Annotated in this window: 21 protein-coding genes; 6 read left to right on the top strand and 15 right to left on the bottom strand. The window is 66.6% G+C overall.

Going from position 1 to position 26,868, the window contains the following annotated elements:
* Nucleotides 1–12 precede the first annotated feature (12 nt).
* The 5 genes from Q9K23_RS17130 to clpB form a co-directional block, all read right to left on the bottom strand.
* Complete coding sequence (locus tag Q9K23_RS17130; RefSeq protein ID WP_020790781.1) at nt 13–411, bottom strand: PPOX class F420-dependent oxidoreductase; 399 nt, start codon at nt 409–411, stop codon at nt 13–15.
* An 896-nt stretch (nt 412–1,307) separates the two neighbouring features.
* A complete protein-coding gene (locus Q9K23_RS17125) occupies nt 1,308–2,129 on the bottom strand; it encodes an HNH endonuclease signature motif containing protein (protein WP_305950553.1) in 822 nt (273 codons plus the stop codon).
* Entirely contained in the window at nt 2,099–2,548 is a 450-nt protein-coding gene (locus Q9K23_RS17120; RefSeq protein WP_152972587.1) for a hypothetical protein, read from the bottom strand. The genes Q9K23_RS17125 and Q9K23_RS17120 overlap by 31 nt, the downstream gene beginning before the upstream one ends.
* A gap of 200 nt (nt 2,549–2,748) precedes the next feature.
* On the bottom strand, nt 2,749–3,345 hold the full coding sequence (locus Q9K23_RS17115) for a DNA-3-methyladenine glycosylase I (protein WP_053776212.1): 597 nt from the start codon (nt 3,343–3,345) through the stop codon (nt 2,749–2,751).
* Between the two features lie 223 nt (nt 3,346–3,568).
* Entirely contained in the window at nt 3,569–6,121 is a 2,553-nt protein-coding gene (gene clpB, locus Q9K23_RS17110; protein ID WP_020791438.1) for an ATP-dependent chaperone ClpB, read from the bottom strand.
* 604 nt (nt 6,122–6,725) lie between these two features.
* On the opposite strand from clpB, the gene Q9K23_RS17105 reads away from it, so the two are divergent.
* Nucleotides 6,726–8,531: an oleate hydratase gene (locus tag Q9K23_RS17105; protein WP_020791437.1), complete on the top strand. Its 1,806-nt coding sequence runs from the start codon at nt 6,726–6,728 to the stop codon at nt 8,529–8,531.
* Nucleotides 8,532–8,555: 24 nt separating this feature from the next.
* On the opposite strand, the gene Q9K23_RS17100 is transcribed toward Q9K23_RS17105, so the two are convergent.
* Entirely contained in the window at nt 8,556–9,812 is a 1,257-nt protein-coding gene (locus Q9K23_RS17100) for an acyl-CoA dehydrogenase family protein (protein WP_053776225.1), read from the bottom strand.
* A 153-nt stretch (nt 9,813–9,965) separates the two neighbouring features.
* Between Q9K23_RS17100 and Q9K23_RS17095 the strand changes: the two genes are divergently transcribed.
* Both Q9K23_RS17095 and Q9K23_RS17090 read left to right on the top strand, forming a co-directional pair.
* The gene (locus Q9K23_RS17095; RefSeq protein ID WP_244882861.1) at nt 9,966–10,652 is read left to right on the top strand and encodes a TetR/AcrR family transcriptional regulator; all 687 of its coding nucleotides are present in this window, start codon (nt 9,966–9,968) and stop codon (nt 10,650–10,652) included.
* Between the two features lie 18 nt (nt 10,653–10,670).
* Nucleotides 10,671–12,206 carry a phosphotransferase family protein gene (locus tag Q9K23_RS17090; RefSeq protein ID WP_082365682.1) on the top strand — a complete coding sequence of 512 codons (1,536 nt, stop codon included), beginning with the start codon at nt 10,671–10,673 and terminating at the stop codon, nt 12,204–12,206.
* 660 nt (nt 12,207–12,866) lie between these two features.
* Here the strand turns inward: Q9K23_RS17090 and Q9K23_RS17085 are convergent.
* From Q9K23_RS17085 to Q9K23_RS17045, 9 genes are all read right to left on the bottom strand, one after another.
* Nucleotides 12,867–13,697 (bottom strand): SDR family NAD(P)-dependent oxidoreductase, encoded by an 831-nt coding sequence (locus Q9K23_RS17085; RefSeq protein WP_053776211.1) that lies wholly within the window; start codon nt 13,695–13,697, stop codon nt 12,867–12,869.
* 103 nt (nt 13,698–13,800) lie between these two features.
* Nucleotides 13,801–14,469 (bottom strand): YoaK family protein, encoded by a 669-nt coding sequence (locus tag Q9K23_RS17080; protein WP_053776210.1) that lies wholly within the window; start codon nt 14,467–14,469, stop codon nt 13,801–13,803.
* Nucleotides 14,469–15,566 carry an MATE family efflux transporter gene (locus Q9K23_RS17075; RefSeq protein ID WP_261977655.1) on the bottom strand — a complete coding sequence of 366 codons (1,098 nt, stop codon included), beginning with the start codon at nt 15,564–15,566 and terminating at the stop codon, nt 14,469–14,471. Before Q9K23_RS17075 ends, Q9K23_RS17080 begins: the two co-directional genes overlap by 1 nt.
* Entirely contained in the window at nt 15,563–16,990 is a 1,428-nt protein-coding gene (locus tag Q9K23_RS17070) for an ATP-binding cassette domain-containing protein (RefSeq protein ID WP_053776209.1), read from the bottom strand. The genes Q9K23_RS17075 and Q9K23_RS17070 overlap by 4 nt, the downstream gene beginning before the upstream one ends.
* Nucleotides 16,987–17,820, bottom strand: coding sequence for an ABC transporter permease subunit (locus Q9K23_RS17065; RefSeq protein ID WP_152972586.1), 834 nt, complete (start codon nt 17,818–17,820; stop codon nt 16,987–16,989). The genes Q9K23_RS17070 and Q9K23_RS17065 overlap by 4 nt, the downstream gene beginning before the upstream one ends.
* Nucleotides 17,821–17,831: 11 nt before the next feature.
* Nucleotides 17,832–18,407: an ABC transporter permease gene (locus Q9K23_RS17060; protein WP_261977654.1), complete on the bottom strand. Its 576-nt coding sequence runs from the start codon at nt 18,405–18,407 to the stop codon at nt 17,832–17,834.
* A complete protein-coding gene (locus Q9K23_RS17055) occupies nt 18,350–18,835 on the bottom strand; it encodes a hypothetical protein (protein WP_020789478.1) in 486 nt (161 codons plus the stop codon). The genes Q9K23_RS17060 and Q9K23_RS17055 overlap by 58 nt, the downstream gene beginning before the upstream one ends.
* Nucleotides 18,820–20,007: an ABC transporter substrate-binding protein gene (locus tag Q9K23_RS17050; RefSeq protein ID WP_020789480.1), complete on the bottom strand. Its 1,188-nt coding sequence runs from the start codon at nt 20,005–20,007 to the stop codon at nt 18,820–18,822. Before Q9K23_RS17050 ends, Q9K23_RS17055 begins: the two co-directional genes overlap by 16 nt.
* Before the next feature lie 189 nt (nt 20,008–20,196).
* Nucleotides 20,197–22,095 (bottom strand): helix-turn-helix domain-containing protein, encoded by a 1,899-nt coding sequence (locus Q9K23_RS17045; protein WP_053776208.1) that lies wholly within the window; start codon nt 22,093–22,095, stop codon nt 20,197–20,199.
* A gap of 203 nt (nt 22,096–22,298) precedes the next feature.
* On the opposite strand from Q9K23_RS17045, the gene Q9K23_RS17040 reads away from it, so the two are divergent.
* The 3 genes from Q9K23_RS17040 to Q9K23_RS17030 are packed head-to-tail and all read left to right on the top strand — an operon-like array spanning nt 22,299 to nt 26,850.
* Nucleotides 22,299–24,206 (top strand): hydantoinase/oxoprolinase family protein, encoded by a 1,908-nt coding sequence (locus Q9K23_RS17040; RefSeq protein ID WP_053776207.1) that lies wholly within the window; start codon nt 22,299–22,301, stop codon nt 24,204–24,206.
* A gap of 49 nt (nt 24,207–24,255) precedes the next feature.
* Entirely contained in the window at nt 24,256–24,684 is a 429-nt protein-coding gene (locus tag Q9K23_RS17035) for an acetone carboxylase subunit gamma (RefSeq protein ID WP_053776206.1), read from the top strand.
* A gap of 36 nt (nt 24,685–24,720) precedes the next feature.
* Nucleotides 24,721–26,850 carry a hydantoinase/oxoprolinase family protein gene (locus Q9K23_RS17030; RefSeq protein ID WP_059038556.1) on the top strand — a complete coding sequence of 710 codons (2,130 nt, stop codon included), beginning with the start codon at nt 24,721–24,723 and terminating at the stop codon, nt 26,848–26,850.
* Nucleotides 26,851–26,868 lie beyond the last annotated feature (18 nt).

The following is a 26,868-nucleotide window of genomic DNA, read 5'->3' as shown; positions in this document are numbered from 1 at the left end:
CGACGACGGTGGTCAGTCGGTGCGACTGATCGCCACGCCGATCGTGCCCGACTTGCCGCGTCGGAGGATGCTCATCCGGACCAGCGACCACCCGACGATGCCGTACTTGCCCGAGATGAGCTTTCGAACATGCTCGGTGCCCGCGGCGTCCATGATCTCGGCGGTCCCGTCGACCGGCTGCCCGGTCAGTTTCTTGCCGCGGGCGTCACAGGCCTGCACGATCACCCGTTGATCGCGCCGAATCCGCTTGACCTTCCACGACTCGGTCTCGGTCCACATGTACATACGGTCACCGTCGACCGCCGCCCACAACGGCGTGGACACCGGAGTGCCGTCCTTCCGGAAGGTGGTGAGCTGCACATACTTCGCATCGGTGGCTGCATCGAAGGGCCGGCTCGCATCACTGGTCATACGTCCAGGCTACCGGCCCCCACGAGCGAGAGGTCGGGTTCAACCCGATCAGCAACCGGCCATTGAAGGTCGAGCCGACGAGGAGCGAAGCAACAAGACGCGTCGAAACCTCAGCCGGCCGAGTTGCTGACGTGACCACCTCCGACGTGGCCACCACCCAACCCACGCTACGAAGATTTCGACACGGGTCCTCGCTACGCTCGGTCCCGGCCCAATCATCGTAGAAGGCCCGGATCAATCATCAACTAGCCGTTGATGGTTGAGCCGACGAGGAGCGAAGCGACGAGACGTGTCGAAACCTCAGCCGGCCGAGTTGCTGACGTAACCACTTCTGGGGTGCTCGCCACCCAACGTCGGCTACAGAGATTTCGACTCGGGTCCTCGCTACGCTCGGTCCCGGCCCAATCAGCAACCAGCCGTTGATGGTTGAGCCGACGAGGAGCGAAGCGACGAGACGTGTCGAAACCTCAGACAGCCGAGTTGCTGACGTGACCACCTCCGAGGTGCTCACCACCCAACCCACGCTACGAAGATTTCGACACGGGTCCTCGCTACGCTCGGTCCCGGCTCAATCAGCAACCAGCCGTTGATGGTTGAGCCGACGAGGAGCGAAGCGACAAGACGTGTCGAAACCTCAGACAGCCGAGTTGCTGACGTAACCACTTCTGGGGTGCTCGCCACCCAACGTAGGCTGCGGAGATTTCGACACGGGTCCTCGCGATGCTCGGTCCCGGCTCAATCAGCAACCAGCCGTTGATGGTTGAGCCGACGAGGAGCGAAGCGACAAGGCGTGTCGAAACCTCCGCCGGCCGAACTCGCCAACGCAACCAACGGAGGCTCCGACACCCACCATCATCTCTATGGAGTTCTCAAAGAACACAAGCTTCTACAAAAGGTCAGGCAGCATTCGGTAGCTCGTCAGCAAACCGCCTGTGATACGCCGGGATCGGACGACGACGCCGATCCACCACCTCAGGCGGAATCAACCACGGATGCGCATCCGGACCCATATACACATCCCACCCGTTGTGATGCACATCGGCATGACACGACGAACACAACAAACAGCCATTCGCCAGGTCGGTGGCACCACCCTCCGACCAATGCGCAATGTGATGGGCCTGCGTGCGCGATGCCGGGGCACCACACTTGATACAACACCGATCCCGCTCGAACAACGCTCGCCGCTGACCGGCGGTGAACAAGCGTTTCGAGCGTCCCATGTCCAGGGGCACGCGTTCGCCGTCGACGATGGTCATCACCACCACACCATCACAGCTGGTTTCCAACAGCGTGCTGCGAGTGATCGACCCACCAAACGCCAACGCCGACTTGCCCGGTGTATCCGCGGGGACCGACAGATTGATCAACGCCGCAGGTAGCGCGGTCACCGACCGATCCCCCGCACCAGCCGCCATATCCAACACCATCTCCAACGCATCCGCCCGACGTCGAGGAGCTTCACGCGGATCTTTCGAACCATCCGGCTGCGGGACCGGCGCCGACAGCTTCTCGATCGCCGTCGCCAACTTCTCTCCGACAACAACATCCAGACTCCCCGAGACCGCGACCCGCCCATCATCGGTCCGCCCGATATCCAGAGCATTCAGATTGCGGTCTTCCTTCGCCGGGCGTCCACCCTCGGCATCGCCAGCATGATGGTCACCAAGCTGATGCGCCCGGGCCATCACCTCAGCAGGCTTGGCCCCCGACAACACCTGCGCCAACAGATCACCCTCGAACTCAGCCCAGGTCTCAGCATTCGGAGCCTCCCCCGCACTAAGCCGATCTGGTTCAACCCGCGCACGATCGCATCCACATGCTCACCCGAGATCGCGCCGTCGGCAGCGTGTTTCAGCGTGCGTTCCACCACCGCCGACGTCCCGATCCGCTGCATCCGCGCAGCCACCGACGGCGCGTACCCCATCTCGATCAACAAGGCGATCGGTTTGTGCCCGTGCCGTTGCGCCACCCCCAGCCGATCCAAGTGCCCGGCCCCGGCCGCGGTCAACGCATCCACGACATTCCTGATGGTGACCAGTGTCCGCATATCCATGAACACGTCCGGCCCGGTCGGATCGTCGTCGAAACGACAATCGATGAGTGCGTCGAGAATGGTCTCCAGTTCCCCCTGCATGACTTCGATGGTAGCCATACACACGTTCGAGTCAAGGATGATTTCCCCAGGTCAGTGCGTGGAAATTTCCCCACAACTGCGCGGTGAACTACCATTTCCACCCACACCATTAACGCCAGTCACACGTTCGCGGCCATTTGTCCCAGTATTTGAGATAGGCGGCAGGATGCCGACTAGTGTGATTTACATCACATCTCGACTCATGGTCGGGGATGCGCCGCGATCGCGGCGGCCACCTTCTCTCGGATCGCACAGTCGAAGGAGTGGTCGTTGACCATACCGGCGGCCTGCATCAGCGCGAACATCGTCGTCGGGCCGACGAACCGCCAGCCTCGTTTCTTCAGATCCTTCGACAGCGCAACCGATTCCGGGGATGTCGTCATCGATCCGGGCTCATGGTCCGGGGCGGGCGCGTATCGCCAGAAGAATGCCTCGAGCGAGCCCTCGGAGTCGATGAGTTCCTCGGCTCGACGCGCATTGTTGATCGACGCCTCGATCTTGCCGCGGTGACGCACGATCCCGGCATCACCGAGCAGACGGGTCACGTCGGCATCGGAGAACCGCGCGACAGTGGGGATGTCGAAGCCGCTGAAGGCCTTTCGGAAGTTCTCCCGCTTGGTCAGGATGGTCCGCCAGCTCAACCCGGACTGGAATCCCTCGAGGCACACCCGCTCGAACAGCGCGGTGTCGCCCGACAGCGGGAAGCCCCACTCGGTGTCGTGGTAGGTGGTCTCGGGTTCGACTGCCGCCCACACGCATCGCGGCACACCGTCGGCGCCCACAACCACCTCGACCATGACGACACTCCCTATCCGTCTCAACGCGATCCGTACGTACACACTGCCTGTGTGAGAAGCCGCGTGGCCGAACACACCCCGCAGCCCTGCACGCTACCCATTCGGTCGCGCGCGGGACAGCCGGCAGGTCGACGGCACGCGAATGCGGCGAGGCCCCTTCCCACCGGATGTGGGAAGGGGCCTCGCCGTTTCCTGAGGGCTGCTCAGATCGTTGCGGCTCGGATCAGCCGATCACCAGCGCGTCGCCGTCGGCGCCGACGTTGACCGGCACGACGTCGCCGTCGCGGATGTCGCCGGCCAGCAGTGCCCTGGCGAGCTGGTCGCCGATGGCCTGCTGCACCAAGCGCCGCAGCGGGCGGGCGCCGTAGAGCGGGTCGAAGCCACGCTCGGCCAGCCATTCCTTGGCCTTCGGTGTGACCTGCAGTTCCAGTCGGCGCTGCGCGAGACGCTTGCCGAGCTGGTCGAGCTGGATGTCGACGATGGAGACGAGTTCTTCGGGGCTCAGCGCGTCGAAGATCACCACGTCGTCGAGACGGTTGATGAACTCCGGCTTGAACGCGTGGCGCACCGCCGCCATCACCTGGTCCTTGTCACCGCCCGAGCCCAGGTTGGACGTGAGGATGAGGATGGTGTTGCGGAAGTCCACCGTGCGGCCCTGGCCGTCGGTGAGCCGTCCCTCGTCGAGCACCTGCAGCAGGATGTCGAAGACGTCCGGGTGGGCCTTCTCGACCTCGTCGAACAGCACCACCGTGTACGGACGACGCCGCACCGCCTCGGTCAGCTGACCGCCCTGCTCGTAACCGACGTAGCCGGGAGGTGCACCGACAAGCCGTGCCACGGCGTGCTTTTCGCCGTACTCGCTCATGTCGATGCGGACCATCGCCCGCTCGTCGTCGAACAGGAACTCCGCCAGCGCCTTGGCCAGCTCGGTCTTGCCGACGCCGGTGGGACCGAGGAACAGGAACGAACCCAGCGGCCGGTTCGGGTCGGCCACACCGGCCCGGGCGCGACGCACGGCGTCGGAGACGGCGACCACCGCGGCCGACTGTCCCACCACGCGGTTGCCGAGTTCTTCTTCCATGCGCAGCAGCTTGGCGGTCTCGCCCTCCAGCATCTTGCCCGCGGGGATGCCGGTCCACGCCGACACGACCTGTGCGACGTCGTCGGGGCCGACCTCCTCCTGCAGCATCACGTCCTGGTCGGGGTCGGTGCCGGTCTTGGCGATCGCGGCCTCGAGGTTCTTCTCCAGCGCCGGGATCTTGCCGTACCGCAGCTCGGCAGCCTTGCCCAGATCGCCGTCACGCTCGGCGCGATCAGCTTCTCCGCGAAGGTTTTCCAGTTCCTCCTTGACGTCGCGGACCGCGTCGATGGCGGTCTTCTCCGACTGCCAGCGGGCCGAGAGCTCGTTGAGCTTCTCCTTCTGGTCGGCCAGTTCCTGACGCAGCTTCTCCAGCCGTTGCTTGCTCGCCTCGTCGTGCTCCTTCTCCAGCGCGACCTCCTCGACCTCGAGCCGGCGGACGATGCGCTCGACCTCGTCGATCTCGACGGGGCGCGAGTCGATCTCCATCCGCAGGCGCGACGCGGCCTCGTCGACCAGGTCGATGGCCTTGTCGGGCAGGAAGCGCGAGGTGATGTAGCGATCGGAAAGTGTTGCGGCGGTGACCAGTGCGGAGTCGGTGATGCGCACGCCGTGGTGCACCTCGTACCGTTCCTTCAGCCCGCGCAGGATGCCGATGGCGTCCTCGACGCTGGGCTCTCCGACGTACACCTGCTGGAAGCGACGCTCGAGTGCGGCGTCCTTCTCGATGTACTGCCGGTACTCCTCCAGCGTGGTGGCACCGACCAGCCGCAGCTCACCGCGGGCGAGCATCGGCTTGATCATGTTGCCGGCGTCCATCGCGGAATCGCCGGTGGCACCGGCGCCGACGATGGTGTGCAGCTCGTCGATGAAGGTGATGACCTGTCCGGCCGATCCCTTGATCTCGTCGAGGACGGCCTTCAGGCGCTCCTCGAACTCACCGCGGTACTTCGCACCGGCCACCATCGAACCGAGGTCCAGGGAGATGACGGTCTTGCCGCGCAACGATTCCGGGACGTCGCCTTCGATGATGCGCTGGGCCAGTCCCTCGACGATCGCGGTCTTGCCGACGCCGGGTTCACCGATCAGGACCGGGTTGTTCTTGGTCCGTCGGCTCAACACCTGCACCACGCGGCGGATCTCGGCGTCACGGCCGATCACCGGGTCGAGCTTGCCCTCGCGGGCGGCCTTGGTGAGGTCGGTCGAGTACTTCTCGAGTGCCTGGTAGGTCGATTCGGGGTCCTCGGAGGTCACCCGAGCACTGCCGCGCACGGCGACGAATGCCTCCCGCAGGGCCTGCGGGGTGGCTCCGACGTTGTGCAGCAGCTTGGCGACGTCGGAGTCGCCGGTGGCCAGGCCGACGACGAGGTGCTCGGTGGAGACGTACTCGTCGTTCAGTTCGGTGGCCAGTTGCTGGGCGGTCGTGACGGCCGCGATGGCCTCACGGGAGAGCTGGGGCTGGGCGCTCGAGCTGGACACCGTCGGCGCACGATCGACCATCGCCTGGGCCTGCGTGCAAACCGAGGCGGGATCGACCCCCACTGCCTTGAGGAGCGGTGCGGCGATGCCGTCGGACTGATCGAGCAGGGCGACCAGGATATGGGCGGGACGTACGTCGGGGTTGCCAGCAGCGGCCGCCGCCTGCACCGCAGCACTCAGCGCCTGCTGGGTCTTGGTGGTGGGGGTGAAGCTGTCCACTTCTGCACCTTTCTCTACGTTCTTAAGTCTCTAACGCTCAAGTATGGCGTTTCGAAGAGTCCAACGCGAACAAGGTTGAGTCTATTTCGCTCAACTTCTTTATTCTTGGTGATCTGAATCACACTAGCGTCGCCCACCGACACCGCCACTATGACCCGCTCCCCCAACGGTGATAGACCCGACAAGGAGCGCAGCGGACGAGACGCTGCCCTTCGCTGATCGAGCCGACGACCAGCGCAGCCGACGACACGCCGCCCTTCGCTGATCGAGCCGACGAGCAGCGCTTCGACGAGCCGCTCCCCAACGGTGATTGAGCCGACAAGGAGCGCAGCGACGAGTCGTGTCGAAATCTCCGCCGGCCGAGCTCACACACGCACCACCACAACCATGGGACCTCCCGGCACACCCGGGCAACCCCCAGAGTTCACCATCCGCTTCCTGGCCAACTCCCAGATTAGTGAGTATACTCATTAATGAGTATGCTCATTATCGTTTGATCGGAGTAGCGAGATGGCGAGTCCTCGCAGGGGAGAGCCCGACCCACGCGAGGCGCCGTCGGTGAGCGCTCGCCGTCCTGTCGACCCGTCGCAGCAAAGGAGCACAGATGTACTACAGCAGCGGAAACTACGAGGCCTTCGCCCGCCCACTCAAGCCCCAAGGCGTGGAGAACAAGAGCGCGTGGTTCGTCGGTGCAGGACTGACATCGATGGCGTCGGCCGTCTTCATGATCCGCGACGGCCAGCTACCCGGCAACAAGATCACCATCCTCGAACGCCTCGACCTCCCCGGCGGCGCACTCGACGGTATCCGTAAGCCCGACAAGGGATTCGTCATCCGCGGTGGCCGTGAGATGGAAGACCACATGGAGTGTCTGTGGGATCTGTTCCGCACCATCCCCTCACTCGAGGTCGACGGATCGGTGCTCGACGAGTTCTACTGGCTCAACAAGGCCGACCCCAACTACTCGCTGTGCCGCGTTACCGAGAACCAGGGCCAGGATGCCAAGACCAACAACGAGTTCGGTCTCGGTGACACCGCCCAGAAAGAGATGGTCAAGGTCTTCCTCGCCTCCCGGGAGGAGATGGAGGACAAGCGGATCGACGAGGTCTTCGGCGCAGAGTTCCTCCAGAGCAACTTCTGGTTGTACTGGCGCACCATGTTCGCCTTCGAGGAGTGGCACTCCGCGCTCGAGATGAAGCTCTACCTCCACCGGTTCGTCCATCACATCGGAGGCCTTCCGGATCTGTCGGCCCTGAAGTTCACCAAGTACAACCAGTACGAGTCGCTGGTCCTGCCGATGTACCGGTGGTTGCTCGACCAGGGCGTCACCTTCGACTTCTCCACCGAGGTCACCGACATCGACTTCGCGATCGACGGAGGCCGTAAACAGGCCACCCGCATCCACTGGATCTCCGACGGCGTCGAGGGCGGCGTCGACCTCGGACCCGACGACCTGGTGCTCACCACCATCGGTTCGCTCACCGAGAACTCCGTCGACGGCGACCACCACCACCCGGCATCCCTCGACGAAGGTCCCGCCCCCGCCTGGGATCTCTGGCGTCGCATCGCTGCCAAGGATCCGTCCTTCGGCCGCCCCGACGTCTTCGCCGGCGACATCCCGAAGACCAAGTGGGAGTCGGCAACCGTCACCACCATCGGCCCGGAGATCCCCCGCTACATCGAGAAGATCGCCCAGCGAGATCCCTTCGCGGGCAAGGTCGTCACCGGCGGCATCGTCACCGCCAAGGATTCGTCGTGGCTGTTGAGCTGGACGGTGAACCGCCAGCCCCACTTCAAGCAGCAGTCGCCGGACGAGATCGTCGTCTGGGTCTATGGCCTGTTCGTGGACACCCCCGGAGACTTCGTCAAGAAGCCGATGCAGGAGTGCACCGGCGAGGAGATCACCCAGGAATGGCTCTACCACATGGGCGTTCCCGTCGAGGACATCCCTGATCTCGCGGCGACCAAGGCCAAGACGGTGCCGGTGATGATGCCGTATGTCACCTCGTTCTTCATGCCGCGCAAGGCCGGTGACCGGCCCGACGTCGTCCCCGAGGGCGCGGTGAACTTCGCCTTCATCGGGCAGTTCGCCGAAACCACCCGCGACACCATCTTCACCACCGAGTACTCGGTCCGCACCGGCATGGAAGCCGCCTACCGACTCCTCGGCGTCGATCGCGGTGTCCCGGAGGTCTTCAACTCGACCTACGACCTGCGCTTCCTGCTCAAGGCCACCTCACGCCTGCGCGACGGCGAGGAGGTCGAACTCCCCGGGCCCAAGTTCATCGGCAACCGGATCATCTCCAAGCTCGACCACACCCAGATCGGTAAGCTCCTCACCGATTTCGGGCTGGTTCCCGAGGTCGGCGACACCGTCAGGCGCGACCGCGCCGACGACGCGATCTCCTGATCCTACCGGTCCGGCCGTCGCCGGTCATCTCTTCGGTCCGCCACCCATGAACCCGAAGAGATGTCCGGCGACCTTGCGGATCTGGATCTCCTCGGCGCCCTCGGTGATCCGGTACCGGCGGTGATGTCGGTAGATGTGCTCGAACGGCAGATGCCGGCTGTAGCCCATCCCGCCGTGGATCTGCATGGCGCGATCGGCGGCCTCGCAGACGAGCCGGTTGGCGCGATAGTTCGACATCGACACCCGGTCCGACACGGCCATGTGTTCGGCGTGGTCGAGTCGGGCCGCGGTGTCACGGATCAGCAGCCGCAGCATGGTCGCCTCGGTGTGCAGTTCCACCAGCGGCCACTGGATGGCCTGCCGGGTGGCCAGCGGCTGCCCGAAGGTGACGCGTTCGCGGGCGTATGCGGCGGACCGGTCGATACAGTGTTGCGCCGCACCGAGACTCGATGCGGCCTGCCGGACCCGGTTCTCGTGGACGAAGGTCTGCGCCACCTCCAGGCCGCGCCCTTCCTCGCCGAGGATCGCCGAATCGGGCACGCGCACATCACGAAGACTCACATCGGCGTGGTCGGTGGGCATGTTCAGGGTCCAGCGGAAGCCGTCGACGGAGAAGCCCGGTGCGGTGGCGGGCACGATGAAGGCGGTGATACCGCGCGCATGCCCCGGCTCACCCGACGTGCGGGCGAAGATCAGGTCGTGTGTGGCGATGTGCATCCCGGTGTTCCACCGTTTCTCGCCGTTGAGAATCCAGTCGTCACCGTCGCGGGTCGCGGTGGTCTCCATCCAGGTGGCATCCGACCCGTGATCGGGTTCGGTGAGGCCGAAGGCCAGGCCACGCTCGCCGGTGATCTGGTGCTCGGTGAACTCCTGCTTCTGCTCGTCGGTCCCGAACTTCCACACCAGGTGCAGGCTCGGGAAGTTGCCGACCACCGACGACTCGTCCTGCAGGTCGTTGTGCAAACCGAGCCCTCGGTGGGCGAGATACTCACGGATCACCGACATCTCGTGGCTGGTGGCGTCATGGCCACCGAGTTCGGCCGGTAGATCACGCCGCAGGAAGCCCGCACGGTCGGCACGGCGTCGCATCTCCATCAGCAGTTCATGCCACTCCTCCCGGGGCGTCCCACCCGCCTCGAAATCAGTGCGTGCCCACTCGCGGCGATGATCGAAGAACCTCTCGTTGTCGTCCTGTGCCTGTAGCGGCACGATCTCGCGTTCGATGAACGCGTCGAGATCATCGAGCAACTGGTGCAGTTCCGCCGGGATGCCGGTGTCCATCCGAATCTCCTCCATGAACGATCGTTCAGGCCACGCTAGCGTGATCGTCGACGCCGAATGTGCGAATTCCGCAAACAGGCGCACCACCGACGGTGTTAGCGTTGCCGACATGACCGACGGAATGAACGATCGATCAGGGAAGGAGGGGTGGTGGTGACGACGTCGACGAAGGCCACGTCCCGGCGCCCGGAGCAGACCCCGGAGCAGACCCCGGACCACCCGTCGCGGAGTTCGGTGATCCACGACTCCGACGACCCCATCGCCGTGGCCGTTCTCGACGCCGCCCTGGCCACCATGGCCGCCAAGGGCTATCACGGCACCTCGGTCCGCGACATCGCCACCGCCGCCGGAGTGGCATCGGGCTCCATCTACACCCACTTCGGGTCCAAACACGATCTGCTGGCGCTGATCATGAACCGCGGGATGGACGGACTGATCGCCCACACCGAGGACGCCCTCTTCCACGCCGGTACCGACCCCGCCGATCGCCTCCGCGCCATCGTCGGCGCGCATGTCCGGGTCCACGTCTCCGGCCTGCGGGAAAGCCTGCTGGGCAACTCCGAACTGCGCAGCCTCGAGCCCGCAGCCCGTGAGCTGATCGTCAGCAAGCGAGACACCCAGCGTCGCATGTTCGATCGCGTGATCGTCGACGGGGCCGAGCGTGGTGTCTTCCGCGCCGCCGATCCCATCGCCGCCTCACGGTTCATCGTCACCGCGTGCACGGCCGTGGCCACCTGGTATCACCCCGACGGCGCGATGAGTCCGGACGAGATCGTCGAATCCCACCAGCGCATCGCCCTCGACACGGTCGGCCACCACGATCCGTCGGCCACCCCCTGAACGCACCGGAGACCGCTGATGACGCACACCGCAACCGATCCCGACCTCGCCGACGTGCTGGCCGCCCGCGTCGGCACGGCACTCGGCGCCCCGTGCACCGTCACCGGGCTGCAACGGGTGACCGCCGGCGCGAGTCGCGCGACCTGGGCATTCGACGCCGCCACCGCCGACGGCCGACGGCATGCACTGATCCTGCGCCACGACCCCTCGGTCAGTGATCCGTCCGGGGACGAGCCCGACGAGATGGCCAGGGAGGCAGCAGCACTCACCGAGGCACGGCGGTCCGGGGTGACGGTGCCCGAAGTACTCACCGAGAACAGCGAGACAACCGGTCCGCTCGCCGGTTCCTACCTGATCATGGCCCGGGTCGACGGCGAAGCGCTGCCGCAACGGCTCCTGCGCGACGACGCCTATGCCCCGATCCGCACGCGGCTGCCCTATCTGATGGGCCGCGAGCTCGCGCGGATTCACCTGATGGAACCGTCGGCGTTCACCGATGCCGGTGCCGGCGTAGGTCTCTCGTTCGACGATCCGCTGGAGGAGATCTACGGTCGGTACGTCACCACCATGACGCCACGGCCGATCCTCGACGCGGCATTCCGCCGGCTGGCGGCCACCCGGCCGTCGACCGACCGGATCACCGTGGTGCACGGCGACTTCCGCAACGGCAACCTGCTGATCTCACCCGACGGCATCGAGGCCGTCCTCGACTGGGAACTGGTCCATCTCGGCGACCCGATGGAAGACCTCGGTTGGTTGTGTTGCCGCACCTGGCGATTCGGCGCCCCCGATCCGGTCGGCGGTTTCGGTTCCCGAGACGAACTCTTCCGCGGCTACACCGACGAGAGCGGGGTGACCCCGAATCCGGACACCGTCGCGTGGTGGGAGCTCTTCGCGACCGTCCGCTGGGCGGTGATCTGTCAGATGCAGGCCGATCGCGGTGACGGGCCTGGCACCGACAACAGCATGGAACTGCTCGCCATCGGACGTCGGATCGCCGAGTGCGAGCACGACCTGCTCGAACTCCTCGGATGGCAGCCGTATGTACTCCACCTCGACGACCCCACCGGATCGTTTCCCGACCTGTTCGACATCCCGACGTCGGCCGACCTGATCTCGGCGGTCCGGGACTTCCTCCGCACCACCGCATCCGACGCCGACCCGACCGTCGCCTACCGCACCAAGGTCGCCGGACACATCCTCGGCATCTGCGCGCGTGAAGCGGAGTTGGGTGACACCCTGCGGACGCAGCATCGGGAGTTGTTGCACCGTAACGGATATCGGGACGATGCCGAGCTGGCCCTACAGATCCGCGCCGATGCCGCCGATGCCGACGACCCGGCGATCCGCGAGGTGATCACCCACGCGATCGCGGCCCGGCTGGCGGTGGCGAATCCGCGCCACCACCGGTCCCCACCCCGCGCCCCCACCGATCCGGTGGGGCCGCTCGCACACGTCGTCGGTGATCGCACCCGCGAAGTCGGCCGACAGAGGTTTCGACACGCCTCGTCGCTACGCTCCTCATCGGCTCAACCACCCACTCGGCGTAGCTGATTGATCCAATCCGTCTTCCATGAGCGAGCCGCGCCTACCACGATGACTGAGCCGGGACCAAGCATCTCGAGGACCCGAGTCGAAATCCCCGCAGCCAACCTTGCGTGGCGACCACCTCAGCGGCGGTCACACCGGCGAACTCGGCCGACAGAGGTTTCGACACGCCTCGTCGCTACGCTCCTCATCGGCTCAACCACCCACTCGGCGTAGCTGATTGATCCAATCCGTCTTCCATGAGCGAGCCGCGCCTACCACGATGATTGAGCCGGGACCGAGCATCGCGAGGACCCGAGTCGAAATCCCCGCAGCCAACATCGGATGTCAACCACCTCAGCGGTGGTCACGCCGGCGAACTCGGCCGACAGAGGTTTCGACACGCCTCGTCGCTACGCTCCTCATCGGCTCAACCACCCACTCGGCGTTGCTGATTGATCCAATCCGTCTTCCATGAGCGAGCCGCGCCTACTACGATGATTGAGCCGGGACCGAGCATCGCGAGGACCCGAGTCGAAATCCCCGCAGCCAACATCGGATGTCAACCACCTCAGAAGTGACTCAACCACCGACCGCTCGTTGATGATCGATTTCGAAGACCGGGTCGAAGCCCCCGATGCGACGCGCTCCTGAAGTTCCGACGTCCACCACTTCGCCTTGGCCGCTTCACCCGATCCCGACGAGCTCCTCCGACGCCGTCCACAGTCCGTCGACGAGTTCGGGCTTGCGCGCCTGCGGGTTCTCCCGACCGTTGGCGGTGAACCGGCTGAAGTACACACCGTTGATCTCCGGGTCGGCACCGCGGTCGGCCAACGCGATCAACGGGGCCGCACCCTGTTCCGGCGTGATGGTGCCGAACCGTTTGAGCGGCGACCGATACAGGAGCCCGACGACGAACGAGTCGCGGCCGAATCCGGTGGCAGCCGGTCCGGGATGTACTGCAGCCGAGACGATCCCGTCATCGGCCCATCTCTCGGCGATACCTCGTGTGAACAGGATGTTCGCCAGCTTTCCCGTGCCGTAACACCGCAGCTCCAGCTTTCGGCGCCGGGTGAAGTCCAGATCGTCGAGACCGACGCTGCCGGCCAGGTTGCCGATACTCGAGGTGTTCAGGACGAGTGCACCCGACGCCGCGGCAAGACGGGGACGCAGCAGATTGGTGAGCAGGAAGCCGCCGAGATGGTTGATCTGGAAGTTCGGTTCGTGCCCGTCGACGGTCCGGTGTCTCGGGTCGAAGGTGCCACCGGCGTTGTTCATCAGCACATCGATCGTCTGCACGCGCTCGGATAGTCGTTCGGCGAGTGCGCGGACGTCGTCGAGTCTCGCATAGTCGGCGGTGAACGCGGTGGCACCGGTCTCCGCGGCGATCGCCTCGGTCTTGTCCACCGAGCGACCGACGACGATGAGGTCGGTCCCCTCCCCCGCGAGTTCTCGCGCCGCCACGGCGCCGATACCGTTGCTGGCGCCCGTGATCACCACTGTGCGTGTCGTCGTCATCGCGACCCATCTCCTCGTTTCGGCTCCCCCGTCCATCATCGGTACCGCGGCGCCATCGGGCACGGTGAACCGCGGTATCGGGGGCGAGGGACGATCACCGCGTTCAGGTCCCGGGTTCGGCTCGCCGCTCGTCCACGACGAACAGCACCAGGGTGACCGCCAGAAAGGCCGCCGGGATCCATGCGGCCCGGGCACCCCACTCGTGGGAGGCGAACGCACCGATCACCGCCCCGGCAGCGAAGATCCCGACCACCCCGAGATACACGCGGAAGGCGTACCGGGACACGCTGTCTCGATCGGCCAAGGTGGCATATCCGGCCTCCACCAGGCGCATCAGATTGCCGGTGGTCGCGACCGACACATAGTTGAGATCACCGATACTGCGGAACAGTTCGATCTGCATCGCCGCCAGGAATGCGATCGGGATGGTCGCAATCCAGTGTGGCGCGGAAGTGGGCACGAATCCCACGGCGCACAGGATCACGGCGAACAGCGCCACCGTCACGCGGATCGGGTAGTGCAGTATCCGGTCGAGGCGGCCGGCCTTGATGTGTACCGCCGACACCACGCCGACGACGAAGGCGATGATCGGCCACAGATGCCCGAGCGCCTGATGCCACTGCCGCCCGGCGAGATCGATCCCGAAGAAGATGACGTTGCCGGTCTGCGCATTCGCGAACACCCCGCCGCGGACCAGAAAGGTGTAGCTGTCGAGGAATCCGCTCGCACAGGTGAGCAAGAGCGCGAACCGCAATGTCGCGGAGGTCTCCATCAGGTCCTTCCCGGACGACACAGTCCTCGGGCAGCCCACGGCGCGGTCCGGCCCGAACCGCGCCCTGCGTCCCGACACCGTCGGGTACCGCGATCGTAGGTCGCCCGGGTCGTACTCGCCGGGTGCATCACCGGATTCACGACGACCACGTTGTGCGCAGCGAGGGCCGGCGCCCCGAATCCGCCGATGATGATCGCCGCCACCGTGAACAGACCGGCCTCACTGCCGTAGGTCCCGGCGATCGGCGTCCCGAGACGCAGGATGCGCCGCACCGTGGATGCCTGCGAACGATGCACTGCCACACCGAAGATCGGCGCGAGGGTACGGTCGCGCCGCACCACGATCGCGAAGATCACGAATGTCACCAGATAGACCAGCGAGGTGGAGAGTCCGATCCCGGTCAGTCCGAGGGCGGGCATCCCGAAGGTCCCGTGGATGAACATCCAGTTGAGCGCGATGTTGATCAGCAGCGACACGACGGTGATCAGCAGAAGCGCCTTGGGTCGTCGCATGCCGACGGTGAACTGTCGGATCACCTGAAACCACAGACACGGCAACAGTCCCGGGGCCAGCGCGACGAGCATCCACATCGCCGGTTCCGCGACCGTGGCGCCCACTCCGACGACACGCAGCACCATGCCGAGCGCGACCAGGACCACGCCGCCGGCGATCCCGGCGAGGGTCGCGATCAGGAAGCTCGACCGCACGATGTCGCGGATCTCGTCGGCGACATCGGTGGCGTCCGGGCCATCCGGGATCGCCCGGTCTCCGCCGGCCGCGCAAGCCCGGTCGTGGCGCCCCACCGCATGCGCGACCAGGTTGCCCACCGCGGTGATCAGGCCGACGCCCATCGTGCGGACCTGGTTGAACAGGGTGATCGCGAGGCCACCGGCGGCGAGGGCCTCGGTGCTGATCAGTCCCATCATCGCGAGGTCGGTGGTGGTCAGCGCGACCTGCGCGAGCTGGGTGAGGGCGATCGGCGCCGACAGCCCCACCAGCTCACGGCCGGTGCGCCGGTAGGTCATCGGGTCGGCGTCTGCACCCACCGGCCGCGCGGCATCCGAGCCGTCCGAGCGGCCCGAACCGTCCCCGGTCACGTCTCGACCAGCCGTCCGGCGGTCAGGGTGAGGGTGCTGTCGCAGAACCGTCGGACCAGGTCGAGGTCGTGGCTGATCACCATCACCGCGATCCGCCGCTCGTCCATCACATCGCGCAGCAGTTCCATGATCGACGCCGCGGTGGCCTCGTCGAGCGCCGATGTCACCTCATCGCAGATCAACACCTCGGGCCGATGGGCGAGGGCACGCGCCACCGAGACCCGTTGTCGCTGACCGCCCGACAGCTCATGGGGGTACCGGGTCCTGTGCTCGCCGGTCAGCCCCACCGATTCGAGCAGTTCGTCGATCACCTGTGTGCGTCGGCCCCGGTCCCCGACTCCCGACCGCTGCAGTGGACGGGCGAGGGTCTCGGCCACCGTCCTGGCCGGATTGAGCGTCGACATCGGATTCTGTGGCACGAGCTGGATGACCCGCCGCGCATCCCGGCGTCGGCGTGATCCGCGCAGGTTGATGCGGTCACCGTCGAGGTGAAGGGTTCCGGTGGCCGGGGATTCGAGTCCGGCCAGCACCCGGGCGAGGCTGGTCTTCCCCGCACCCGACGCTCCGACCACCGCCGTCGAACGACCGCGCCGCAGGGCGATGCCGGCACCGTCGAGCACGGGTTGCCCACCGCGGACGAGCCGGATTCCGGCACCGGCGAGGATCACCGAATCGCCTGTACCACCGGATATCCTGCCGCCCGATGCTCCGCGCCCGGCGGGAGTGGCCGTGCACGGGGCCGGCGTGTACGACACCGGCACGGCCGGTCCGACGACGACGTGCTCGTCGGCGAGCGCGTCCAGGGTGGCGGCCTGATGACCGGAGACCCCGATCGCCAGACCTTCCTCGTCGGCGAGTTCGCGGAGGAGCTCGACGATGCCGTCGCGGACCCGGGCGTCGAGTCCGGCGAACGGTTCGTCCACCAGCAGCACGTCCACACCCCGAACCAGCGCTCGCGCCAACGCAACCCGGCGCTGTTGCCCACCGGACAACTCTCCCGGCCGCCGGCCCGTCATCGATGCGGGCAGGCCCACCCGATCGAGCGCCCAACCGGGATCGCGGCGCGCGGTGTCGTCGGCGAGTTCACCGAGCAGGGTCCGCACCCGCATCGTCGGATTGAGTGCGGAACCCGGATCCTGCCCCACGAAGGCCAGGTGCTCGCGTCGGAGCGCACGGAGCTCATCGGGCGGCAGCCTCAGGACATCATGTCCGAGGACACGGACACTGCTCGCACCGAGTCGCGCACCGGGTGGCAGGTGACCGAGCACCGCCTGCATCAATGTGGTCTTGCCCGAGCCGGATTCACCACTGATCGCGGTGATCTTCCCGGGCCGCAGGGTCAGTTCACCGTGGGTCAGCAGTGTGTGGAGACCGTCGGATGTGGTCACGGTGTGGTCGTCGACGACGACATGCGGCCGGGTCATGTGCGCATCCGTCGGTCGTCGGGGAGTAGCGCGTCGATGGTGAGGTTGACGCTGATCGCGAGGACACCGATGGCAATGCTCGGCAGCACCACCGCCCACGGGTTCAGCAGGATGCCCGCGCCGTTCTCCCGGACCATCACCGCCCAGTTCGTTCGGCCGAGCGTGGCGGGCAGCTGCAGGAATGCGGCGGTGCTGACCAGATACATCGCCTCGACGAATCGCAGCCCGAGCTGCGTGGTCACGGTGTGCCGCAGATTGGGGAGCACCTCACGAAAGACCAGGTACCACAGTCGCTCTCCACTGGCGACGGCCACCTCGACGTAGCCGCTCACCGCGATCCCGGCCGCCGCGGCCGCGAAAACCCGTGCCGAATAGGGGGTTCCGATGACCACGGCGATCCCGACGAGGCCATAGGCCCCCGACTGCGGCCACGACAGCATCACCAGCAGGATCGCCAACACCGGCGGTACCAGCATCAACAGGTCCGTGCACCGTTCGATGGCGTCCCCCACGGCGGGTCGCACGGCCGCGATGGTCCCGATCACCGCCGCGAGGAAGGTCACCAGCAGGGCGATCACCGTGGCCAACAGCAACAGCCCCCAGCCGCCGGTGAGCAGGTGACTCCAGACGTCCTGGCCGAGGTGATCGGTTCCGGCAGGAGCCTGTGATGATGCCGGTGCGTAGGGGATTCCGACGCCCTCGTCGACGCGGTGCGGGGCGATCCACGGTCCGACGACGGCGATGCCGACGATCACCAGCGCCGGGATCACCAGGAGAACCGCCCGTACCCGCGGGGCGATCGCCGGGGTTCTCCTGGCCGGGGTTCTCATGGCCGGCATCCTCATCGTCCACGCACCGCCCAGACGCGCAGGAGGTCGGCGGCCAGCAGGATCACGGTGATCGCGGCACCGGTGAGGGCGACAACGGATGCGACCAGCACGGCGTCACGGTCGGCCACCGATCCGGCCAGGACCGATCCGATCCCCGGATAGTTGAAGATGGTCTCGACCACCAGCGCACCGCCGAGCAGCATCCCCACCGAGGTGGCCAGTGAGGTGGCGATGGTGGGCAGGGCGATCGGGAGCACATGGCGGAACAGGATGTGCCGCTGCCCGAGCCCGTCGAGTTCTGCGGCCGACACGTGGGGTGAGCCCGATGCGTCGACGAGCGCCGCACGGGCGACACGAATGTTCCACGCCGACTGTGGGATGGCCAGGGCGAGGACCGGGAGGACCAGCATCGACGGGCTCGCCGGTGCGCCTGCCGCATTCGTGATGGTCACCGCCGGAAACCAGCCGGCCCCCAGCGAGAAGACGAACACCAGCATGGTGGCGACCACGAATTCGGGTACGGCGATCATCATCGTCGTCGACGGCGACAGCACCCGCGCAGAGATCCCGCGGGGTCGCAGCGCCACACCGCACCACCGGCAACGGTGACCAGCGCGGTCACGACCAGCGCCAGCCCGCCGAGCAGCAACGTGTTGGGCATCTTGGTCGACACGACCTCGCCGATCGGGATGCCGCGGACGGTGGTTCCGAGGTCGCCGGTCAGCAGTCCGCCCAACCAGTCGACGTAGCGGACGGCGAGGGGCCGGTCCAGGCCGAGTGCATGCTCGTATGCCGCAATCTGTTCCGGAGTCGCATCGCGACCGAGTGCTGCGCGTGCCGCATTTCCGGGCAGGAAGTCCACGGCGGCGAACACGAGGGTCAGGACGGCCAGGAGCAGCAACGCCCGCTGTGCGATCACGGTGGCGATCCAGATCACGGTGGGGGCAGACCGCCTCGGCCACGACCCCGATGCTTCCACCAACGCCGCACCGGGCGTGATCAACTCGACAGCCACGCCTTCTCGAGCTGGACACGGCCGTACCCGCCGAGCGTCGGCAGGCCGGAGACCTTCGACGATGCGACGTCGACCCCGTCGACCATGCCCCAGACGATGTAGCCCCCACGCTCGTACCGGATCCGTTGGAGGGTGGTGCTCGCCGCGGTGTAGCTCGCGTCGTCGGCGGCCGAGAGCGCCGCGGTGTAGGCCGCGTCGAACTCGGGGTCGTGGAAATCGGTCTCGTTCCACTTGGTTCCGGAGTACATGGTCTTGCTCGCGAAGAAGATGACCGAGTCGTTGGTCCCCCAGTTCACGGTGTAGAACGGTGCCTGCAACCAGGTTTCGTCGTAGAAGGTGTTGGCGTCCTGAACCACCACGTCGACGGTGACGCCGATGTCGGCGACCTGGGTGGCGAAGAGTTTCGCCGAATCGACCTCCCCGACGGCTTCCTCCTTGGTGACCAGGGGGTAGGTCGCCCCGGTGTCGAAGCCGGCCTCGGCGAGGAGCTGCCGGGCGCGGGCGAGGTCGCGACGGCGCTGGGGAAGCGACTTGTCGTAGAGCGGATCACCCACGCCCAGAACGTCATTGGCCACACTGCCGTATCCGGAGGCCACCTGGGTGACCATCGCCTCGCGGTCGGTGGCCAGGCGCAGCGCCTCACGGACCCGCGGGTCGGCGAACGGACCGCCGGAGGTACGCATCACCACGGCGATCACGACGTCGTTGGGGCGTCGGACGACGGTGAGGTCCGAGCGTCCCTCGGCGGTACGTCCCGCCACCGCACCGACATTCGAGGCCAGGTCGATCTGACCGGCGAGCACTGCGTTCGCCATCGCTGTGGGGCTGTCGAATCGGGTGACCTCGATGGCGTCCAGCCGGGGCGCACCCCCGTACCAGGATTCGTTGCGCACCAGTCGCGCGTTCCCGTCGGTGTACGACTCGAGTTCGAACGGACCTGTGCCGTTCGCCGAGGTGAAGTCGGTGGTGCCCTCCTTCACGGTGAAGGTCATGAGCCGCAACAGCAACGGGAGCTCCCGGTTGGGTGCTGCGGTGGTGATCACCACCGCATCGGGACCGTCGGCGACGACGTCATCGACCGAGGCCACGCCGTTGCCGCCGCACGCGGCGAGCGCCAGTAGCGCGGATGCACCGAGCCCGGCCGCCAAGAAGTGCCGACGAGAAAGTTCCACGATGAGCCCACCCCAGGTTGGTCTGTCCGATCATTCGGTGGCCCAACGTAACCCAGGCAAGCCTTACCATTCCAGGGGTGCGCTCTCAGCGTTCTCACAGCGCACCTGTGCATCACACCGCCGACCACAACCGCCGAAACACCCCGGGATCAGCGGATATACACCGAAATCCCCCTTACGGCCCATCCCTCAGGCGGTGATCCCGTAGCTCTTGAGCTTCCGGTACAGCGTCGACCGCGACATCCCCACCTCGGTCGCCGCCGCAACCCGATTGCCACCGTTGTTCTGCAGTGCCGCGACGATCATGTCCCGCTCGGCGTTCTCCAGCGGGGTCAGCGTGCGGGCCGACACGGTGTGACAGTAGCCGGGCAGATCGGTCGCCTGGATCTCACCGGCCGGCCGGCGGTGCAGCGCATGATCGAGCGCCTCACGCAGCTGAGAGATGTTGCGCGGCCACGAGTAGTGCGTGATGATCCGCCACGCTTCCGGACTGAAGCGGACGCTGCGACCGCCGGCCAGTTCCGCCGACAACGCGGACACGATGGCATTGAGATCGTCGGTGCGGCACCGCAACGGTGGCACCGCGATCGAACCGTCGAAGTGGGACAGCAACTGCCGGAACGGGAGATGCGAGTCGAGTGCCGAATCCGAGAGCGTCGCCAGGAACCACACCGGGCCGTCGACCGCACCGATCTGGGTGAACAGCGCATCCAGCCGTTCCACACCGTCGGTGGAACACTGATCGATGTTCCGCACGATCATCAGGGTGGGCTCGTCGACCTCCTCGACCAGCGGCGGCACATCGTCCACCCGGCTGTCGGCGTCGAACCGGGCACCCTCGAACTGGGCACCGTCGAACTGGGTGCCATCGGCCTGGGTGGCGTCGATGACGACGCTGCGGGCCCCGGAGTACAACGAGTGGAACAGTTCCCCGGCCAGGGTGAACTTCCCGGTCCCGGTCTCCCCCATCACCACCACGGGCCGCCGGTGCTCGAGTGCGCTGCGCAGTTCGTCGCAGGCACGCTGCCACGCCGGTGACCGACCGGTGACCACCGATGTGTGCGTTCGGCCCAGGTCACCGGCCAATGCCGTGGTCGCCGCGGTCGCCACCCCGGCACTGGGCAGCCGTTGCACCCCGAAACCCTGTGCGGCGACGGGGCGTCGACGGCCGCGTGAGATCACCTCGGCGGTCACCACCATGCCGACCACCGCACTCCCGATCTCGATGCGGGTGCCGCGGATGTGCACCAGTCGCCCGCCCGGCATCGTCACCGTGTCGCTGGTGTGGCCGGTGCGGCTCATCAGGAAGGTCGCGTGCTCCCGGATGGAGCGTTGTTCGTCGGCGTCGAAACCGTTCTGCGCATTCGTGTTCGCCATGAACACCGCATCCCCGAAGGCGAACACCGCATGTCGGGACGAGCGCGCCGAGGCCCGCAGGTAGGTCGCGAAGATCGCCTGCTGCGCCTGACTGCGGTCCATCAGCAGGTTGTTGCCGATGTCCTTGGCGGCGCTCTTGACCAGCGCGTGCATCACCGGACTCCATGTGGTGGTCAGCGTGGAGATGTCGAGGATGCCCTCCACCCGGCCGGTGACCGGGTCGATGATCGGTGAGCCGGTACAGGCGAACGGCTGGAGTTGTTCGGTGAAGTGCTCGGGACCGATGACGCTGATCGGCCGGCCCGCCTCCAGGACGGTGCCGATGCCGTTGGTGCCCACGGTGTTCTCCGCATAGCGGAATCCCGGCGCCAGCTCCACACGATCGAGCAGCCGGCCGACGGCCGGTGAGACGTCGATACGCCGCACGATCCGCGCCCGACTGTCGGTCAGCGCCACCACCAGGGGCATCTCGACGATGTCGCTGATCAGCTGATCGAGCACCGGCTGTGCGCACCGGTGCAGCAGCGATTCGGTGTCGATGTCCTCGGTGTACTCGCTGCGCGGCGCCATCACGTCCACACCGGCCTCGTGGCTGCGTTCCCATGAGGCGACCACGGTGTCGGGGACACCGGCGGCACCCTGCACCCCGGAGTCCAGGAAGTCTGCACGGGCAGCCGCCACCCTCAACAACCGGTTCGCACTGTTGGGCATCGTCGCTCCTCACCCGGACCGCCCGCAGGGGCGGGCACTCGTTCTCGGTCCTCGACCAATCGTGGATGAGACCCAAGTCATAGTCCAGCGCGAATGTGTCCGATCTTGACACATCTCGAGTGACTGAGACCACACCAGAGTGGGAATCCGATGTGGCGCACGCCACTCGACCCTCCCCATCCACTGGCGACGAACGGACCGGTATGGACACACTCATCAACATCGACAACGGGGGCACGCTCACCGACATCTGCGTGTGGGACGGCTCCTCGATCAGCTTCACCAAAACCCTCACCACCCCGCATGACCTGTCGGAATGCCTGTTCACGGGCATCGAGAAGGCCTCGGAGAAGCTGTACGGCAGGGCCGACACCACGCGGCTGCTTCATCAGGCGCAACACATCCGCTACTCCACCACGCAGGGCACCAATGCGCTGGTCGAGCGGCGCGGCCCGATGATCGGTGTGATCACCAGCGTCGACGGTCTCGCCGAGCAGATGCAGCGCGACGACGCCCAGACCAAGCTGTTCGACGGCCTGATCGGCAACCGTGTGCACACCGTCGACGCCCACGCCGACACCCTCGACTTCGACATCGTGCAGCTGGTCAACCGGCTCACCACGCAGGGCGCCGCACGCGTCGTGGTGGTCGGTGGCGACGCCGAGGTGGAGCGCACGCTGCGCAATGTGCTGCTGCGTCGCTTCCCGCGGCATCTGCTCGGCTCGGTGCCGCTGATCTACAGCTGGGAACTGGCCGGCGACCGCGACGACGCCCGCCGCGCCTGGTCGTGCGTGATCAACTCCTTCCTGCACCCGACCATGGAGCGGTTCCTCTACGGCGCCGAACGCCGGCTCAAGGAGTACAAGGTGGCCAACCCGCTGCTGGTGTACCGCAACGACGGCGCATCCTCCCGTGTGGCCAAGTCGGTGGCGCTCAAGACGTACTCGTCGGGACCGCGTGGCGGACTCGAGGGCACCGCGGCGCTCGCCGGCGTATACGGCCTGCCGCATGCGCTGATGATGGACATCGGCGGTACCACCACCGACGTCGGCATGGTGCGCGACAGTGAGGTCGCCGTCCTCGACCGCGGCGCCATCGAGGGAGTCGACATCTCCTACGAGATGAGCGATGTGCGCTCCACCGGTGTCGGCGGATCGTCGGTGATCGCGGTGACCGACGGCACCATCACCGTCGGTCCCAAATCGGTCGGTGCCGCCCCCGGACCGGCGTGCTTCGGTTTCGGCGGCAAGCAGGCCACCATCACCGACGTCAACCTGCTGCTCGGGGTGCTCGACGCCGACACCTACCTGGACGGCACCTTCACCCTCGACGCCGAACGCTCCCGCGCGGTGATCACCGAGACCATCGCCGAGCCGCTCGGGATCGGTCTCGACGAGGCGCTGATCCGGATGGAGCAGGCGTTCTTCACCGCACTGGCACAGTCGTTCTCGTCGTGGGTCGAATCCGACACCACGCTGCTCGCCTTCGGTGGTGCGGGCCCGATGAGTGCCGCCGGTGCCGCCCGCCGGGCCGGTGTGCGTCAGGTGCTCATCCCGCGCACCGCCGCGGTCTTCTCCGCCTTCGGGATCGCGTTCTCCGATGTCGGCAAGACCTATGAGGTGGTGATCGACGAGGCCACCGCCGACGCGGCCCTGGCGACCCACAACGAGCTCCTCGCCCGCGCCGAGCGCGACATGTTCCAGGAGGGCTATGCGCTCGCCGACTGCGAGACCCGGTGGCAGCTGGTCCTCGAGAGCACCGACACCGGCGCCCGGTCGCGTGTGCCGTATGCGCCGGGCGACGACGTCGAGTACCCCGGTCACACGCTCACCCTGGAACTGACCACCACCGCGCCGCTGCCGCATCCCGAACTCGCCGAACAGGAATCGGTCGACGAGACACCGGCCCCGGCGACCGGCACCCGTCGGGTCCGGTCGGCCGCCGACACCGTCGACGAGGTACCGGTGCATGTGCTCGAGGACCTCTCCCCCGGGCACAGCGGCGACGGCCCGGCGATCATCGAGGGCCCCTTCTTCACCGCACGGGTCCTGCCCGGCTGGCACTTCCGGGTCACCTCGGCCGGCGACCTGCTGCTCACCGACGTCGGCTGATCCTCCCGAACCGACTGTCCCCCACTCCCGTACGAAAGGAGGGACTCCCATGCGAGTCCCGATGACCGAATACCTGCTGATCGACCTCGACTCCGAACGCTGGGTGTGCCGCGTCTGCGCCCAGGACATGGGTTCGGCCCATGACAACTACAAGCCGGGAACGCTGGTGTACGACCGTGATCCGCGCGAGATCCACCAGCCGATCATCGACCCGGAGCGCTACGAGTACACATTCAGCCCCGATCCCACCTACTGCCGCATCCTGGAGTACTACTGCCCCGGATGCGCCACCCAGATCGAGGTGGAGTACCTGCCCCCGGGCCATCCGCCGGCCAACGACATCCAGGTCGACGTCGCCGCGCTGCGCCGGCAGTGGGCCGAGCGCGGTCTCGACGCCGAGGAGGTCTTCAACTACGGCCCCGGCGAGGACGCCCAGGCCTATACCGCGGCATTGAAGGCCGCCGGCCAGATCCGCTGACCCGAACCACTATTCGATCTTCTTCCGGGAGAACCCATGAAACGCATCTCCGTTGACATCGGCGGAACCTTCACCGACTGCTTCTTCGTCTGGGACGACATCTACGTCGACGCCAAATCCCTGACCACACACCACAATCTGGCGATCGGATTCAACGACGCCCTCGACCTGGCCTGCAAGCGTGCGGGACTGGACCGCTCGACGGTGCTCAGCGAGGTCGACTCGGTGCGCTACGCCACCACCCTGGGCACCAACGCCCTGATCGAGCGCAACGGCCCGCAGGTCGCCGCGATCGTCACCCACGGGTTCGAGGACACCATCCCGCTCTCGCGTGGTCGCGGATACGGTGAGGGCCTCGACTATTCGATGCAGCAGAACCTGCCCGCCGCCGAGCGTCCGGAACCGCTGGTGCCGCGCGCCATGATCCGTTCGGTCAAGGAGCGCATCAACTCCGCCGGAAAGGTCGTCGCCGCACTCGATCCCGACGACGTCCGGTCGGTGGTGCGCGAACTCGTCGACGCCGGCGCCGAGGCGATCGTCGTCTCGCTGACCAATGCCACCGAGAACCCCGAGCACGAGCTGGCGATCCAGGAGATCATCCTCGACGAGTTCCCGCCGCACGAGTTGGGCGCCATCCCGGTGCTGCTCGGTCATCAGGTGTCCGGCCGCAAGGGCGAGTACGTGCGTGCCACGTCGACGATCATCGACGGCTACCTGCACGAGATCATGTTCCATGCGTTGTCCCAGCTGTCGAACAACCTGCGCGACTTCGGCTACGACAAGCCGATGCTGGTGATCCACAACTCCGGCGGTATGGCGCAGATGAACTCCACCGATGCGTTGCAGACCATCCACTCCGGCCCGATCGCCGGTGTCGGTGCGGCCGAGCATCTGTCCAACGAGACCGGGATCGGGCATGTCATCTCCACCGACATGGGCGGTACCTCCTTCGACATCGGCCTGGTCCCCGAGGGCGGCGTCAAGCACTACGACTTCCTGCCCACCATCGACCGCTGGCTGGTCAGCGTGCCGATGGTCCACCTCGACACCCTCGGTGCCGGTGGCGGTTCCATCGCGAGCTACGACCGCATCCACAACTCGGTCAAGATCGGCCCGCAGTCGGCCGGCTCGAATCCCGGACCGGCCTGCTACGACCGTGGCGGCCTCAAGCCGACGGTGACCGACGCCGACCTGGTGCTGGGCTATCTCGATCCGGACAACTACGCCAACGGGTTCATCAAGCTCAACCCGAAGCGGGCACGGTTCGCCCTGGAGGAGAACCTGTGCGACCACCTCGACATGGACGTCGTCGAGGTGGCCCGGGTGATCAAGGACGGCGTCGACGAGCAGATGGCGATCGGCATCGGCAAGGAGCTGCGCGTCCGCGGCTACCTGCCGGAGGACTTCACCATGCTCGCCTACGGCGGCAACGGTCCGCTGCACGCCTGCGGCGTCGCCCGCCACGCCGGGATCAAACGAGTTCTCGCACCCCCGTTCTCGTCGGTGTTCTCCGCATGCGGTGCCGGCAACATGCGCCAGCTGCACTTCCACGAGCGCGGCGTACACGTCACCATGTACAACGCCACCACCCGTTCGCTCTACGACGACTACGTCGAATTCAACACGGTGGTCGCCGAACTCGAGGCCAAGGGGCGTGAGGACCTGGTCCGCCAGGGCTTCTCCGCCGACGATGTGCGGCACCGGCTCGAGCTCGACATGCGCTACGGCAACCAGCTGCTCACCCAGGCGGTCACCCTGCCCGACATCAACCGGATGGACGGTGTGGGTGACGTGCTGGAGATCATCAAGATCTTCGGCGACGTGTACAGCCACCGGTTCGGTGCCTCGTCGGCGGCGCCGGAGGCCGGAATCCGCTGCAACACCGTGCGGGTGGCGTCCTATGTGGAGGGCGATGTGGTGAACTTCGACGAGCTCACCGTCGGCGGCGACCGCCGCGAACCCGCTCCGGCCGGACACCGCAAGGTGCACTTCATCGGCCATCCCAAGGCCATCGAGACCCCGGTCTACGACCAGGACGCCCTGACCGCCGAGTCGGTGATCCACGGGCCGGCGATCGTCACCACCGAGAACACCACCTTCCTCGTGGAACCGTCGTGGCGACTCGAACCCACCCCGCAGGGCGCCGTCTGGTTCCTGCAGGACTGACCCGCTTCGCGCACATCG

The sequence above is a fragment of the Gordonia sp. NB41Y genome, from assembly GCF_030718915.1.
Taxonomy (GTDB): domain Bacteria; phylum Actinomycetota; class Actinomycetes; order Mycobacteriales; family Mycobacteriaceae; genus Gordonia; species Gordonia desulfuricans.
Note: the sequence above shows the minus strand (reverse complement) of the source record. Positions and strands in the feature narration are given on the sequence as shown.